The organism is Pseudomonadota bacterium, assembly GCA_037200975.1.
GTDB lineage: Bacteria > Pseudomonadota > Gammaproteobacteria > Steroidobacterales > Steroidobacteraceae > CADEED01.
The window spans coordinates 2,937,540-2,951,801 of the sequence record JBBCGI010000001.1; the positions used below are offsets into that span (position 1 = coordinate 2,937,540).

The 14,262-nt window shown below is 65.3% G+C and carries 15 protein-coding genes; 2 read left to right on the plus strand and 13 right to left on the minus strand.

What is annotated here, in order from left to right; genetic code table 11:
• The first annotated feature begins 89 nt into the window (after window positions 1-89).
• The gene (bla, locus tag WDO72_13315) at window positions 90-959 is read left to right on the plus strand and encodes a class A beta-lactamase (protein MEJ0086661.1); all 870 of its coding nucleotides are present in this window, start codon (window positions 90-92) and stop codon (window positions 957-959) included.
• 68 nt (window positions 960-1,027) lie between these two features.
• On the plus strand, window positions 1,028-1,759 hold the full coding sequence (locus WDO72_13320) for a hypothetical protein (protein ID MEJ0086662.1): 732 nt from the start codon (window positions 1,028-1,030) through the stop codon (window positions 1,757-1,759).
• Window positions 1,760-1,780: 21 nt separating this feature from the next.
• Here WDO72_13320 and WDO72_13325 read toward each other — a convergent pair whose 3' ends face one another.
• From WDO72_13325 to WDO72_13385, 13 genes are all read right to left on the minus strand, one after another.
• Window positions 1,781-2,275 (minus strand): histidine phosphatase family protein, encoded by a 495-nt coding sequence (locus tag WDO72_13325; protein ID MEJ0086663.1) that lies wholly within the window; start codon window positions 2,273-2,275, stop codon window positions 1,781-1,783.
• Entirely contained in the window at window positions 2,275-3,879 is a 1,605-nt protein-coding gene (locus WDO72_13330; protein MEJ0086664.1) for a CHAD domain-containing protein, read from the minus strand. Before WDO72_13330 ends, WDO72_13325 begins: the two co-directional genes overlap by 1 nt.
• A 30-nt stretch (window positions 3,880-3,909) precedes the next feature.
• Window positions 3,910-5,223, minus strand: coding sequence for a phosphoribosylamine--glycine ligase (gene purD / locus WDO72_13335; GenBank protein ID MEJ0086665.1), 1,314 nt, complete (start codon window positions 5,221-5,223; stop codon window positions 3,910-3,912).
• A 12-nt stretch (window positions 5,224-5,235) separates the two neighbouring features.
• On the minus strand, window positions 5,236-6,801 hold the full coding sequence (gene purH, locus WDO72_13340; protein ID MEJ0086666.1) for a bifunctional phosphoribosylaminoimidazolecarboxamide formyltransferase/IMP cyclohydrolase: 1,566 nt from the start codon (window positions 6,799-6,801) through the stop codon (window positions 5,236-5,238).
• A 7-nt stretch (window positions 6,802-6,808) separates the two neighbouring features.
• Window positions 6,809-7,093: a DNA-binding transcriptional regulator Fis gene (gene fis / locus WDO72_13345; protein ID MEJ0086667.1), complete on the minus strand. Its 285-nt coding sequence runs from the start codon at window positions 7,091-7,093 to the stop codon at window positions 6,809-6,811.
• Between the two features lie 43 nt (window positions 7,094-7,136).
• Window positions 7,137-8,156, minus strand: coding sequence for a tRNA dihydrouridine synthase DusB (gene dusB, locus WDO72_13350; protein MEJ0086668.1), 1,020 nt, complete (start codon window positions 8,154-8,156; stop codon window positions 7,137-7,139).
• 13 nt (window positions 8,157-8,169) lie between these two features.
• Window positions 8,170-9,507, minus strand: a complete 1,338-nt coding sequence (locus WDO72_13355) for a zinc-ribbon and DUF3426 domain-containing protein (GenBank protein ID MEJ0086669.1) — start codon at window positions 9,505-9,507, stop codon at window positions 8,170-8,172.
• 1 nt (window position 9,508) lies between these two features.
• On the minus strand, window positions 9,509-10,234 hold the full coding sequence (locus tag WDO72_13360) for a suppressor of fused domain protein (GenBank protein MEJ0086670.1): 726 nt from the start codon (window positions 10,232-10,234) through the stop codon (window positions 9,509-9,511).
• Entirely contained in the window at window positions 10,231-11,133 is a 903-nt protein-coding gene (gene prmA / locus WDO72_13365) for a 50S ribosomal protein L11 methyltransferase (protein MEJ0086671.1), read from the minus strand. The genes WDO72_13360 and prmA overlap by 4 nt, the downstream gene beginning before the upstream one ends.
• 12 nt (window positions 11,134-11,145) lie before the next feature.
• Complete coding sequence (gene accC / locus WDO72_13370; protein ID MEJ0086672.1) at window positions 11,146-12,489, minus strand: acetyl-CoA carboxylase biotin carboxylase subunit; 1,344 nt, start codon at window positions 12,487-12,489, stop codon at window positions 11,146-11,148.
• 10 nt (window positions 12,490-12,499) lie between these two features.
• Window positions 12,500-12,964 carry an acetyl-CoA carboxylase biotin carboxyl carrier protein gene (gene accB / locus WDO72_13375; protein MEJ0086673.1) on the minus strand — a complete coding sequence of 155 codons (465 nt, stop codon included), beginning with the start codon at window positions 12,962-12,964 and terminating at the stop codon, window positions 12,500-12,502.
• Window positions 12,965-12,988: 24 nt separating this feature from the next.
• On the minus strand, window positions 12,989-13,456 hold the full coding sequence (gene aroQ / locus WDO72_13380; GenBank protein ID MEJ0086674.1) for a type II 3-dehydroquinate dehydratase: 468 nt from the start codon (window positions 13,454-13,456) through the stop codon (window positions 12,989-12,991).
• A gap of 97 nt (window positions 13,457-13,553) precedes the next feature.
• Entirely contained in the window at window positions 13,554-14,210 is a 657-nt protein-coding gene (locus WDO72_13385) for a TlpA disulfide reductase family protein (GenBank protein MEJ0086675.1), read from the minus strand.
• Between the last annotated feature and the right edge of the window lie 52 nt (window positions 14,211-14,262).

A 14,262-nucleotide genomic window follows, 5' to 3' on the forward strand; every position in this document is an offset into this window, starting at 1 on the left:
CGCCCCATGACCGACTACGTCAAACTTTGCAAGTCCGAGAAATACCTGTTCGCGGAAAACGAGCAGATCGTGGTCCTGGCGCGGCATCGATGATCACGCGGCGCCACCTCGTGAGTCTCGCGCTGGCGGCGGCGCTGGCCACACCCGCGGCCGCCGCGCGCGCCGATCGTGAACTGAAATCCATCCAGAAACGCGTCGGAGGCCGCCTCGGCGTGCACGCACTCGATTCGCAGAGCGGCAAACGATTCGGCATCGACGACCGTTCGCGATACGCCATGGCGTCGACCTTCAAACTGCCGCTGGCCGCCGCCTTGTTGTGGCAGGTGGACCGCGGCGCGTTCAAGCTCGATCGCACGCTGCCGATCTCGCGCGACAACCTGTTGCCGTATTCGCCTTCGGTGGAGGCGGCGCTCGCCGCCGGATCGGACTCGATGACCTTGCGCGAGCTGTGCGTCGCCATCATCACGGTGAGCGACAACGCCGCCGCCAACATCCTGCTCACCGGCATCGGCGGCCCGCAGGCGCTAACTACTTTCATGCGCAATATCGGCGACGAGGTCACGCGCCTGGATCGCATGGAGACCGCGCTCAACAGCAACATGCCCGGCGATCCGCGCGACACGACCACGCCGCGCGCCATGGTCGATTCGCTGCTGCGGATCTTCACGCAGGATGTGTTGTCGATCCCGTCGCGCGCCTTGCTCATCGACTGGCTGACGGCGGCGAAGACCGGCCTCGAGCGCGTCCATGCCGGTATTCCCAAGTCCTGGCTGGTCGGCGACAAGACCGGCACCGGCGAGAACGGCGCGGTCAACGACCTCGTCATCGCGTTTCCACCGGAACGGCGGCCGGTGCTGGTCGCCGTCTACATGAGCGGTTCGCAGCTGCCGCTCGCGCAGCTCAACGCCGCGCACGCGCAGATAGGAGCACTGGTCGCCAAAGAGCTCGGCCGGGACTGACCGCCCCTAGCCACCGGCGCCCCGCCATCAAGCGATCTTGCTAGTATTCGGCGCAAGGGGAGGCCAGCATGAAACGTGCATCATTGTTCTCTTTGTTAGTTTGCTGCGGTGCGAGCGCCGCGTTCGGCCAGGATCTCGAGGAAGTCGTGGTCACCGGCATGCGCAGCGCGGACGTAGCGGTTCCCGGCACCAGCCTCAAGCGTCCCGGCGACTTCATCCTGCTCATGGTGGAGGTCAGCAACGATTCGCGCGACGAGAAGACGCGCCAGAGCGAGATCGAAGCGACGCTGCGGGCGATGCTCGCGGCCGCGGCGAAAGACAAATCCATCGAGCTATCGGTCATAGGCGACAACAATCTCGTGCTGCCGCTCAAGCTCGATTCGGCGACGCTGAGGCTCGTCGGCGGCAAACGTGCGGACACGTCCGAGACCACCATCAGCGTCAAGACGGCTATTCCGAAGACCGTCGGCAACAGTTCGGCGCTGGTGGCGAAGCTCAAGGATTTTGCCGCCGGCATCAAGCCCGTGGGACGGACCATCATCGACGACGACGGCGCATTCGAAATCAGCATCGTGAACCCGGCGCAGTATCGCGACCGTGTCATCGAGCTGTTCGCCGCGGACGTCAAGAAAGTCGTCGCCGCGCTCGGGCCTGACTACAAGGTGGTGGCGCGTGGCATCGATGCGCCGATCCAGTGGGTGCGCGACGGGATGCTCGAGGTGACGATTTTCGTGCCGTACCGCTACGACGTGCTGCCGGCCACCGTCACTTCATATACGCGCACTGCCGAAGAGCAATAGACAAGCGCACCGTTGCATGCCTCACGCCAGCGCGCGCAACACGCGCGGCGGCATCATCCAGATCAGCGTCGCGCCGCCCGGCTCGACCGTCTTGCCAAAATCGATGCACGCCGCGCCGCCCTTCTTGAACGAGAATTTCAGGCGTGCGACGCCGCCGAGCGCCTGCGACAGCAGCAGCGAGAGGTGGGGTTCGTGTCCCACGAGCACCACGCAGCGGCCGCGCTGCTTGCGCAGCAGCGCGATCGCGTGCCGCACCGGCTGGCCTGCGGCGAGCTCTGCGCACTCGGTGAGATCCCGCAGCTGCGCGACGCGTTGCAGGATGGTCGCGGTTTCGAGCGCGCGCATGAACGGGCTGGTCAGCAGCGTGGCGTTGCGCGGCAGGTGGCGCGCCAGGCCGCGCGCGGCCTTCTCGAATTTGCGGATGCCGGCCGGGGTCAGCGGCCGCAAGGCATCCTTCGGCCAGCGCGCGCGGCTGCGTTCGTGGGCGATCGCGTGACGGACGAGGATGACCTGCATCAGGATGTCTCCGGAGGTGAGTGGGAGCGCATCGCGTCGGCGAGCGCGCGCCAGCGCCGGCCGCGAACGCGCGAATACGCCTTCGGGAACTTGCGCCGGCAGCGCTCGAACGCACGCCGGTCGCGTTCGACGAGCCGCCCCATGGCGAAGTAGGTAGACGAGGGCAGCGGCTGCGCATCGTTCGCGAGCGCCACGAAGTGTTGCTCGCGCACGGCGGCATCGTGGAATGCGCCGAGAATGTCCTGCAGCCGTCCGAGCGCACGCGTGTAGATGTGCGCGGCCTCGCCGTACAGCGCGGCGAAGGCGTCGAGCGTGTAGCGCAGCCGTTTCGCGCGAATACGCACTTCGTGGAAATCGTCGGGACCGGACTCGGCGCCGATCTTGCGCGCGCGTTTGCGCAGTTTGCGGGCCTGCTCCCGGATCAGTTCGCGCGCGATGGCGCCCGTCGGTTCCGCCAGGCCGGCGGCGGCTACGGGTTCCTCGCGCAACTTTTCCTGCCAGCCCTGCACCCAGAATCGCACGCGCTCCGAGTCGAGCACCGTGAGCAGCCGTCCGCGCAGGGCGGAGCGCTCATTGCGCAGCCGGTCGAGCATGGGGCGCAGCGCGTGCTGCTCGTCATCGCCGGGCGCGGCGAGCGAGCTGTCGAGATGGGCGATCTGCACGTCGCGGTCGCGCACGGCGCCGAGCGATCGCACCAGCAGGCGCACGGTGCGGCGCTCGCGCACCGCCCAGTCGGGTCCGCGTCGTTGCCAGGAGCGCAGCAGCACGTCCAGGTGCCGCGCGGCGACGCGCATCTCGTGGACGCTGTCCGCCGTGCCCACCCGCACGCGCGGCTCGGCGTCGAGCACCATCCCGAGGTAACGCCGCAACTGTGCCCGCTGCGTCGCGGGAAAATCCTGCCGCGGCGAGATTTCGAGACTGCCGAGCGTGAGGCGTTTCTCCGGGTCGAGTCCGGCGGCCGCGAGGCCGGCCCGAAACTTGGAGAGCTGCACGGCTTGCAGCTGCGCGCCGGCGCGAAAATCCTCGACCCAGGAATCGAGCGCTGCCGGTTCGGCATTGATGCATTCGACTTCCACGCGCGTGAATTGCTGGGCGGCGCCGGCCGGCGTGTCGATGGCAGTGTCGTCGAGCGCGACCTCGGCCAGCGGCAGGTCGGAATCCGCCTCCAGCAGCCGTAGCGGTTCGCGGTGTGTGCGGACCTGGAAGAGAGCCGCCAGCGCGCGCGTGCCAACGAGTTCGCGGATGCGTGCCGCGATGGCGTCTTCGGCGGCGAGCACGCGGGTCATGTCCGCGCTCGCCACCTTCCCCGAGATCTCGGTGCGGCGCGCGAATCCGCTACTCGCCGCATGCAGCGACTTGAGGGTCACTTCGAAACCGCCGGCATTGGCGGCGTCTGCGTTGGCGGACTGGCGTAGCCGCAGCGCGAAGCCCGCGCGATAGATCATCCAGTCGGAGGAATCGTAATAGGTGTCAAGAATCTCGAGCGGTGCACCTGCGGCCAGTCGCCGCGAGGAAGATTCCGTGGGCTGCGACGCGAGCCAGGCACGCGCCGGCGCCAGGTCGGCCGTCGCAAATTGCCATTCGAGCTCGGTGTGACTTTTCATGTCCTTGTGACCACCGGCACGCGCGCGAATTCAACGGTGCGGATCGTCTCGCGCGTCTTCGCGCGCCCGCTCGCGCGCGATCGCCCGGTAGCCGATGTCGCGGCGGCATTGCATGCCCTTCCACGACGTCGCATCGACCAGTGCGTAAGCCTGCGCCTGCGCCGCGGAAACGCTCGTGCCCAGGCCCACCGCGCACAACACGCGGCCGCCATTCGTGACGACGGTGCTTCCGTCGAGCAGCGTCCCGGCGTGAAACACCTTTCCGGGTAGTTTGGCGGCGGCCTCGAGGCCCGAGATCGGATCGCCCTTGCGCACGTTGTCCGGATACCCTTCCGCCGCCAGCACCACGCCGAGCGCGGCCCGCTCGTCCCACTCGGCGTGCAACCCCGCGAGCCGTTTGTCGAGTGCCGCCTCGCACAGCTCCACCAGATCGCTCTTGAGCCGCATCATGATCGGCTGCGTCTCCGGATCGCCGAAGCGGCAGTTGTACTCGAGCACGTTCGGTGTGCCGTCGGGATGCACCATGATCCCGGCGTACAGAAAACCCGTGTAGGGCGTGCCGTCTTTCGCGAGCCCGCGAATGGAAGGTTCGATGACCTCGCGCATGATGCGTTCGTGCATCGCGCGGTCGACCACGGGCGCGGGTGAGTAGGCGCCCATGCCACCGGTGTTCGGGCCGGCATCGGCGTCTTTCAGCCGCTTGTGGTCCTGCGAGGTGGCGAACGCCAGGATGTTCTTGCCGTCGGCCATGACGATGAAACTCGCTTCCTCGCCCGGCAGGAACTCCTCGATGACGACTTCATCGCCGGAGGCGCCGAACTGCCCGCCGAACATCGACAACGCGGCCTCGATGGCCTCTTCAGCCGTGTCGAGGATCAGCACGCCCTTGCCGGCGGCGAGCCCGCTGGCCTTCACCACGATCGGCATGCGCTGGGCGCGCACCCAGTCCGGATCGAAGGTCTCCTTGCGGAAGGTGGCATAGGCCGCGGTGGGGATGCCGTGCCGCTTGAGGAATTCCTTGGTGTACGCCTTGGAGCCTTCGAGCTGCGCCGCGGCCTGCGTCGGACCGAAGCAACGCAACCCCGCGGCCTGGAACGCATCGACCACGCCGGCGACCAGCGGGCCCTCGGGGCCGATGATGGTGAGCCCGACCTGCTCGGATTTCGCCAGCGCTACCAGCCCCGGAATGTCTTCGGCGGCCACGTTCACATTGCGGACGCGCGGTTCGGTCGCGGTGCCGCCATTACCCGGCGCGACCAGTACTTCGGACACCTTCGCGGATTGCGCGCACTTCCATGCGAGCGCGTGTTCGCGTCCGCCGGAGCCTACGATCAGGATCTTCATGAAACCTGGCGGCTAGTGCCGGAAGTGGCGCATGCCGGTGAACACCATGGTCATGCCGTGTTCATCGGCCGCCGCGATGACTTCATCGTCGCGTTTGCTGCCGCCCGGTTGAACGATCGCCTTGATGCCGTACGCGGCCGCCGCGTCGATGCCGTCGCGAAACGGAAAGAAGGCGTCCGAGGCCATCGAGCTGCCTTCGACCGGCAGGCCTTCGTCTTTCGCCTTGAGCGCGGCGACATGCGTGGAATACACGCGCGACATCTGCCCGGCGCCCACGCCGATGGTCATGCCGTCCCGCGCGAACACGATCGCGTTCGATTTCACGTACTTGCACACGCGCCAGGCAAACCACAGGTCCGCGTACTGCGTGGGCGTGGGCTGCTTCTGCGTGACGATCTTGAAAGTGTCGGGATCCGCGAGCGCCGTGTCGCGGCTCTGCACGAGCAGGCCACCGACCACGCTGCGGTATTCGAGCTCGGAAGGGTTGGGGTTTGCGAGCGGGCCCACGACCAGCACGCGCACGTTGGCCTTGCCGGCGAGCACCTTGGCGGCCGCGGCCGAAACGCTGGGCGCTGCGATGACTTCGACGAACTGCCGCCCCGTGATGGCGGTGGCAGTCGCTTCATCGAGCTCACGATTGAACGCGATGATGCCGCCGAACGCGGAGGTCGGATCCGTGCGGTACGCGCGATCGTAGGCATCCGACAACGACATGGACGTCGCCACGCCACAGGGGTTGGCGTGCTTGACGATCACGCAGGCGGGTTCGTTGAACACGCGCACGCATTCGACCGCGGTGTCGGTGTCGGCGATGTTGTTGAACGACAGTTCCTTGCCCTGCAGCATCCTGGCGTTGGCCACACACGAGCCCTTGACGCCCGGCTCGCGGTAGAACGCCGCCTGCTGATGCGGGTTCTCGCCGTAGCGCAGGTCCTGGATTTTTTCGTAGACCAGCGGCAGCGTGGCGGGGAACGTTTCCGCCTGATTGCCTTCGCGATTCAACAGATAGTTGGACACCATCGTGTCGTACTTCGCGGTGTGCGCGAACGCCTTGGCGGCGAGCCGCGAACGCGTGTCGATGCTGGTGGCGCCCGCGTTGGCGTCGAGATCGGCGGCGACCAGCGGGTAGTCGGCCGGATCGACGATGACCGTCACCGATTCATGGTTCTTGGAAGCCGCGCGCACCATCGCCGGGCCGCCGATGTCGATGTTCTCGATCGCATCGGCGTACGTGCAGTCGGGTTTCGCGACCGTCTGGGCGAACGGATAGAGGTTCACGACCAGCAGATCGATACGCGGGATGTCGTGCTTCGCCATCACCTCGTCGTCGGTGCCGCGACGGCCCAGCAGGCCGCCGTGCACGCGCGGATGCAGCGTCTTGACGCGGCCGTCCATGATCTCGGGGAAACCCGTGTAGGTGCTTACGTCGATCACGGGCAGGCCCGCGTCGCGCAGCGCCCGGGCTGTACCGCCAGTGCTCAGCAACTCAACTTTGCGCGCAACGAGCGACTTGGCGAAGTCGATCAGCCCCGTCTTGTCGGAAACCGACAGCAGGGCCCTGCGAATCGTGACGAGCATGGAAGCGTCAGCCCGAGAGGCCGAACTGTCGCAGTTTCTTTCTCAGCGTGCCCCGGTTGATACCGAGGATGGCGGCGGCGCGGCACTGGTTGCCCGAGGAGTAGTCGAGCACGGCGCGGAACAGCGGCTCTTCGACTTCGCGCAACACGAGGTCGTACAGGTGCGCCGGCTTGTGGCCATTGAGATTGGAGAAGTAGTCGGAGAGTGCGCGCTCGGCGTGATTTCTGAGCGGCACTTCCAGCGCGCCATTGCGGCCGGAATCTTTTCTGGTCCGTGAAGTTTTCGCCGTCATTACCGATGCCCCGTCGTCTGTGCTCGAGCCTGAACACTTCGTCTTAAACACTCGCTGCAAATCCTCCCCAGGCTGCAACGGTGGCCTGGCCGCTGGTCTGCAACCAGCTATCCAGACTTTTTTCCGACAACGCAAACTGCGACGCCGACGTTGAAGCTGCCATCAACTCCCGACGAACATCGGGCGCGTCCTGCAACTTCTCAAAATACCAACCGAGGTGTTTGCGTGCGACTCGAAGTCCGGTTTCTTCGCCGTAAAAAGCGTAGAGGGATTCGAGATGCGCGAGGATGGTATCACGCACTTTCTGGAGTGGAAGTGCGGGCGCAATTTTTCCGTGCGACAAAAAATAATTGACATCACGAAAGATCCACGGTGAGCCATGCGCTGCGCGGCCGAGCATTACTCCTGTTGCTCCGGTGAAATCAAGCACTGCGCGCGCTTTTTGCGGCGAATCAATATCACCATTTGCGAATAAAGGAATTTTCACGCGCGATCTGATTTCGCGAATGGTTTCGTACTCCGCGTCGCCGTCGTAAAAATCTTCGCGTGTGCGCCCGTGAATCGCGAGCGCTGCGATGCCACACGATTCAGCGAGTTGCGCGATGCGCACACCGTTGCGCTGATCGCGGCTCCATCCGGTGCGCGTCTTCAGGGTTACCGGTACGCTCGATGCGGCGACCACCGCGGAAAGAATTTTCGCGACCAGCGTTTCGTCGGTGAGCAGCGCGGAACCGCACAGCCGGTTGCAGACTTTCTTCGCCGGGCAGCCCATGTTGATGTCGATGATCTGCGCACCGAGATCGATATTGCGGCGTGCGGCTTCGGCGAGTGGTTCGGGATCTGCACCAGCGAGTTGCACGACGCGCGGCTCGGGCTCGCCGGAATGATCCATGCGCAGTTGTGTTTTTTTCGTGGTCCAAAGACGCACATCGCTGGTGATCATTTCCGACGCGGCGAGACCCGCTCCAAATGTCCTGGCGATTTGTCGGAATGGCCGATCGGTCACGCCTGCCATCGGCGCGAGCACGATTGACGAACTCAACTCGTAGGGGCCAATACGCATCGCGCTTGGTACTTCAGCCCGCGGAGCGGCGCCGGGCGTCGTTCGCACAACCGATAGCGCCGCTCTCGTCGCGCAGGCAGGCGTCGATCTCGAAGCCGATGGCGGCTTTGCCCGGGTCGATAACGTGTAATTCAGCATCGATGCGCTGGTCCGGCTCGAGCAGCCGCTGATCCGCAGCCCGCGGTGGCAGATAGTCCCGCGGGGTAAGGTCGCGCGTCGCCACGGCGTTACCGTAGCGGTCGCGCAGCGTGAGGCGCACCAGCGGCAGCGGCTGCACGCGCGAGCTCTCGTTATGTACCGACAGCCGCACCCGCAGGCGTGTGCCATCGCTGCCCTCGGCATCGGCGCCGAGCTGCTTCACCGAATACGCCAGCAGGTCCCAGCGCGGCACGAGCACCACGCCAAACCACCCATAGACCTTCGAGGCGGCGGGCCCGAGTGTCGGACTCAACGCCAGGCTCTGCCGGTTGTAGTGCAGCAGCTGGACGACGAGCAGCAGTGCGAGCAACACGGCGCCGCTCACGTACTGCCACGCCGGCCGCCCGCTTGCGGCCGGCATGAACAGCGGTTCGAGCGCCGTATCGCCACTCGACGCGGAAACGCCGGCGACGTCGCGCGCTGCGCGGACCTCCACGGGCTCATCGTCGAGATTCGCTGCGGGGCGCAGCGCTTCGCGTTCGCCCGTGCGGCTGCGCGTCGCGACGGCTTCCGCTTCGGCGAACATCTGTTCGACCCACGGCGGATCCGCGGCACCGCTCTGTTCGATCGTTTCGTCCGTTGTCGCAGGATCTGCGGCGGCGGAATCCGCCGGTGCGCCGTCCTCGGTATCGTCCAGCAGCGACCAGTCGTCGGATGCGATCGTGTCGGTGAATGTCGGTTCGACCGGTTCGAGTTCGGGTTCGGTCGCCGGCTCTTGCGGATCTTCGGAAAGCACTACGGCTTCGTAGGTGCCCGAGGCGATGTCGGTGTCGCGCGCGGGAGGATCGATGAAGATTTCGGAAACGTCGGTCGCAACCGGATCGAATTCCATCGAACCTTCTTCGATGTTTCCGGCGTTGGCGATGAAACTCAGATCGAGTTCGGGGGCAGGTTCCTGCGCCGGCGGCACGGATTCCGGTTCTATCGCCACGCCGGCACCGAAGGCGGGCTCGATCGGAAGTTTCGGCGTCGTCTCCTGGAGGCGGCGATTGGCAGTGTCCGACGTGCCGCCGTTCGGCTCGCCTTCGCGCAATGCGATCAACGCGTTGAACACATTCGCGCAGCGGCCACAGCGAACGTAGCCCTGTCCGGCGCGCAGATCGACGGTGGTGACGACCAGCGTCAGCGTGCATTTCGGACAGATGGTGAACAACTCAGTATCTCCCCGCCAACACTGACGAGCGGACGCGCGTGCTGATCTGGCCGATACCCGCCGCCAGCAATTTCTTCAGCAGTGCTTCGCGGCCGTTCGACAGGGACCAGTTCATTTCGTCGTCCGTGATCACCGTGGCGATGAGCATTTCCATCATGCCATTCGGCAGGCGCGTGCCCTGTGGAAGCGGCGGCTGCGCTTTTGATATGAGCAGGTTCACGCTGTCAGCCGGCTGCGGGCCGACCTTGACCTCGGCAGCCGTGACGCCCCGGTGTTTCTCCACGCGATCCATGAAACCGGCCTCGGCGAGAATCTCGGCATTGGTGGCCCACTGCAGTATCCACAGCGGCCACTCGGCGTTCTCGCGCGCCACGACCATGAGCTCGAAGCCGTAACCCGCCGCGTCATCCGGCGGGGCCGCGGCCAGGCGATTGACCGGTGCTGGCATGCCGACATTCGAGAGGCCGAAGGTGCTGTACGCCCACACGTCCCTGCCTAACTTGTCGGCACGCATGACGAACAGGCCGCCCCCGGGCCAGACGCCCGTCATGTGCGGCAGTTTGAGGATGTCGTTGGGGAAGTCACCGATCGCGGCCTGGTAATAACGCTCGCGTGCGGAGTAGGCCGCCTGCCAGCGCCGGTCCACATCGTCGGTGGCCGGCGCGGCAGCGACACTGACTGCGAGCCCGGGAATCATCGCGGCGATCTTCCGCAGAATGCCATTCATGCGCGGTGTCCGGTTTTATCCATCACGCGGGTGCCGGCGAGAGCCGTCCAGCCATCGCGGGACGCGAAAGGCTCGATATCAAACCACGGCGCGTGCGCGCGTGTCACCTCGTCGGCCTGGTTGCTGAGCAGGCCGGCGAGCACGATTTTTCCGCCCGGGCGCGTCAGTGCGGCGAAGCGTGGCGCCAGCTCGCACAGCGGGCCGCACAGGATGTTAGCCAGCAGGATGTCGACGCCGCCCGCGGGAAGTTTCGCGTCCGCGTCGACGACGCGCACCTGCGTTTCGACGCCATTCGCCGCCGCGTTGTCGTGGGTCGCAGTCAACGCCTGCGGGTCGATGTCGTAGGCGTGCGCTTCGCGCGCGCCGAGCTTCACGGCCGCGACCGCCAGCACGCCCGAGCCGCAGCCGTAGTCGATGGCGAGATCGCCGGTCTGCGCGTTCTCATCGAGCCAGCTCAGGCACATCGCGGTGGTGGCGTGTGTGCCGGTACCGAAGGCGAGTCCGGGATCGAGCCGCACGATCACTGCGCCCTCGGTGTGGACGTGCGAGTGATGCGGAGCGACCCACAGCCGCCGGCCGAAAGACATGGGATGAAAATCGCGCAGCCACTCGCGCTCCCAGACGCGATCCGCGAGTGTCTCGACCGAGATGCGTTGCGGCTCGAGGCGCAGCACGTGCGAGAGCCCTGCGACGATCTCCTGCGGCGAGCAGTCGAACGAGAACAGCGCCTGCAGGCGCGAATGCGGCCAGAGCCGGAATTCCCCGGGTGCGGGCTCGAGGATCGGGTCGTCGCGCTGGTCGGTGTACGAAACGGCCAGCGCGCCGAATTCGAAGCAGGCCTCCTCGACGCGCTCGGCATCGAGCCCATCCAGAGACAAGGTGAGAGCTAGCTGCGGCACTCGATACCCGGGTTACTTCAGGCCGAGGCGGCGCTCCAGGTAGTGGATGTCCTGCCCGCCGGTGCGGAACGCCTGGTGCGTGAAAATTTCCTGATGCAGCGCCGTGTTGGTCTTGATGCCTTCGATCACCATTTCGGCCAGCGCGTTGCGCATGCGGGCGATGGCCGTTTCGCGCGTGTCGCCATAGGCGATGATCTTGGCGATCAAGGAGTCGTAATGCGGCGGTACGTTGTAGCCCGAGTAGATGTGGCTATCTACCCGGATGCCGGGGCCGCCGGGCGCGTGCCACAGCTTGATCGGGCCCGGTGAGGGCATGAAGGTCTTGGCGTCCTCGGCATTGATGCGGCACTCGATCGCATGGCCGGTGAGCTTGATGTCCTTCTGCATGAATTGCAGCTTCTCGCCCGAGGCGATCATCAGCTGCGCTTTGACCAGATCGATCCCGGTGATCAGCTCGGTCACCGGATGCTCGACCTGGATGCGCGTGTTCATCTCGATGAAGTAGAACTCGTCGTCCTGGTACAGGAACTCGAGCGTGCCGGCGCTGCGGTAGCCGACGGCCTTGCAGGCCTCGACCACGCGCGCACCCATCTTCTCGCGTTGCGCTTCGGTGATGCCGGGGGCCGGCGCTTCCTCGACCACCTTCTGGTGGCGGCGCTGCATGGAGCAATCGCGCTCGCCCAGATGGATGACGTTGCCGTAGTTGTCGGCCAGCACCTGGAATTCGATGTGCCGCGGGCGCTCCAGGAATTTCTCCATGTAGACCTGGTCGTTGTTGAACGCCGCCAGCGCTTCACTCTTGGTGACGGCGATGGCGTTCAGCAGCGAGGCTTCGGTGTGCACGACGCGCATGCCGCGGCCGCCGCCGCCGCCCGAAGCCTTGATGATCACGGGATAACCGATGTCGCGCGCGATGCGGTGATTCTCTTCCGGCACATCGCCGAGCGGGCCGCCCGAGCCCGGCACGCAGGGCACGCCGGCCTTTTTCATGACGTTGATGGCCGAAACCTTGTCGCCCATCATGCGGATCACGTCGGCGCGCGGGCCGATGAACGTGAAGCCGCTTTTCTCTACGCGCTCCGCGAAATCCGCGTTCTCGGAGAGGAAGCCGTAGCCGGGATGGATGCCCACCGCGTCGGTCACTTCCGCCGCGCTGATGATCGCCGGCATGTTGAGGTAACTCTTCTGCGACTGCGGCGGGCCGATGCACACGGACTCGTCGGCCAGCAACACGTGCTTGAGGTTGTAGTCGGCCGTGGAGTGCACGGCGACGGTCTTGATGCCGAGCTCACGGCAGGCGCGCAGGATGCGGAGTGCGATCTCGCCACGATTGGCGATGACGATTTTGTCGAGCATGTCGGGCGCGTTACTCGATTACGAAGAGCGGCTGGCCGAATTCCACCGGGTCGCCATTCGTCGCCATGATGGCGGTGACCTTGCCGGCCTTGTCGCTTTCGATCTGGTTCATCATCTTCATCGCCTCGATGATGCAGAGCACCTGGCCTTCCTTTACTTCGGTGCCGATCTCGACGAACGGCTTGGCGCCGGGCGAAGCGGAGCCGTAGAACGTGCCAACCATCGGGGCCGCGACCACGTGTTCATTGGCGCGGCGCGGCGCGGTGGCGGGCGCGCCGCCGGTCACCGTCGTCGGCGCGGCGGGAGCGGCCACGGCGGCCGGCGCCTGCATCATGGCGGGCGCCACGTGGGTGACCATGCCGCCCGTGGGCATGCGACTGATACGAACTGATTCCTCGCCTTCCTTGATCTCGATTTCGGCGATGCCCGATTCTTCGAGTAGTTCGATCAGTTTTTTTACTTTCCGAATGTCCAATGTGGACCCCTTATTCCAGATTGACTATTGACGCGCGGGACGCGCGTCCGATTGCGTGCGGAGACGTTCGGCGGCCGCGAGGATGGCCAGCTCATAGCCGTGCGCACCCAGACCGACGATGCAGCCCACCGCGATGTCCGAGAAATACGAGTGATGCCGGAACTTCTCGCGCGAGAAGGTGTTCGACAGGTGCAGCTCGATGAACGGCAGCTTCACGCCGAGCAGTGCATCGCGCAGCGCGACGCTGGTGTGGGTGAAGCCGCCTGGATTGATGATCGCGAACGCGATGCCATTGGCCTTCGCCGTCTGGACGCGATCGATGAGCTCGTGTTCCGCGTTGCTCTGGAAGGCCACCAGTTCGTGCCCCAGTTTGGACGCCGCGTTTTTCGCGCGTTCCTCGATGGAGGCGAGCGTGTCCGAGCCGTACACCTCGGGTTCGCGTTGACCCAGCAGGTTCAGGTTCGGGCCGTTGAGTAATAAGAGTCGCGCCATACGGCTTGAAAGCCTTCCCAGGAAACGTGAAGGCGGCGAATTTACCGTAATCGGCGGGGATCGGGAGCAGTTTTCGGCAATCTGGCGGGAATCGGCGCTATTTGGCGCTTTTCGCCTCGGATTCAGCTTCTTCCTGCGCGCGATGCGCGGCCATCTCGCGGAAGGCATCGGAAACCGCCGCTTGCGCCGCTTCGCGCGTCAAAACGCCATTATCGATATCACGGAGCCGATCGAACGCGAAATTGGCTTCATCTTCGTGTAACTCGCCCACCTTGATCGTAAGGATGCGGTTCTGGCTGTCCACGAACACCGAGAACGGAAATGCCATGCCCATTCCGAATGCTTCGGCGGCGGCCAAACCGTCCTCTTCGCCGATCAGCAGGGGGTAACTCAAGGGCACTTTCTGCAGGAACTTGAGGACATCTTCCCGAAAGTCGACGGCAATTCCGACGATCTCGGCGTTCTGAGCTTTTCGTTCCCCTCTTATCTTATTGAGCAGCGGAATCTCGCGCCGGCAGGGCGCGCACCAGGTGGCCCAGAAATTCACCATCAGGGGCCGACCGCCGAAACTCGCGAGCTTCGTGGGCTTGCCGCTGATATCCGCCAGCATGATCTCTGGGAGCGTGTCGGGAACCGACCGCTTCGATACCGGCGCGCCTGGATCGGCGATGACCTGCGCTTTCGATTCCGGTGCGACGCCGGCCGCAACCGGCTTGATGGTTTCGGCAGGCGAAGTCTGAAACGCGCGGAACAACAGGAAGCCGCCGACGCCGGCGACACAGACGACGAGCACCGCGAGCAGCGCT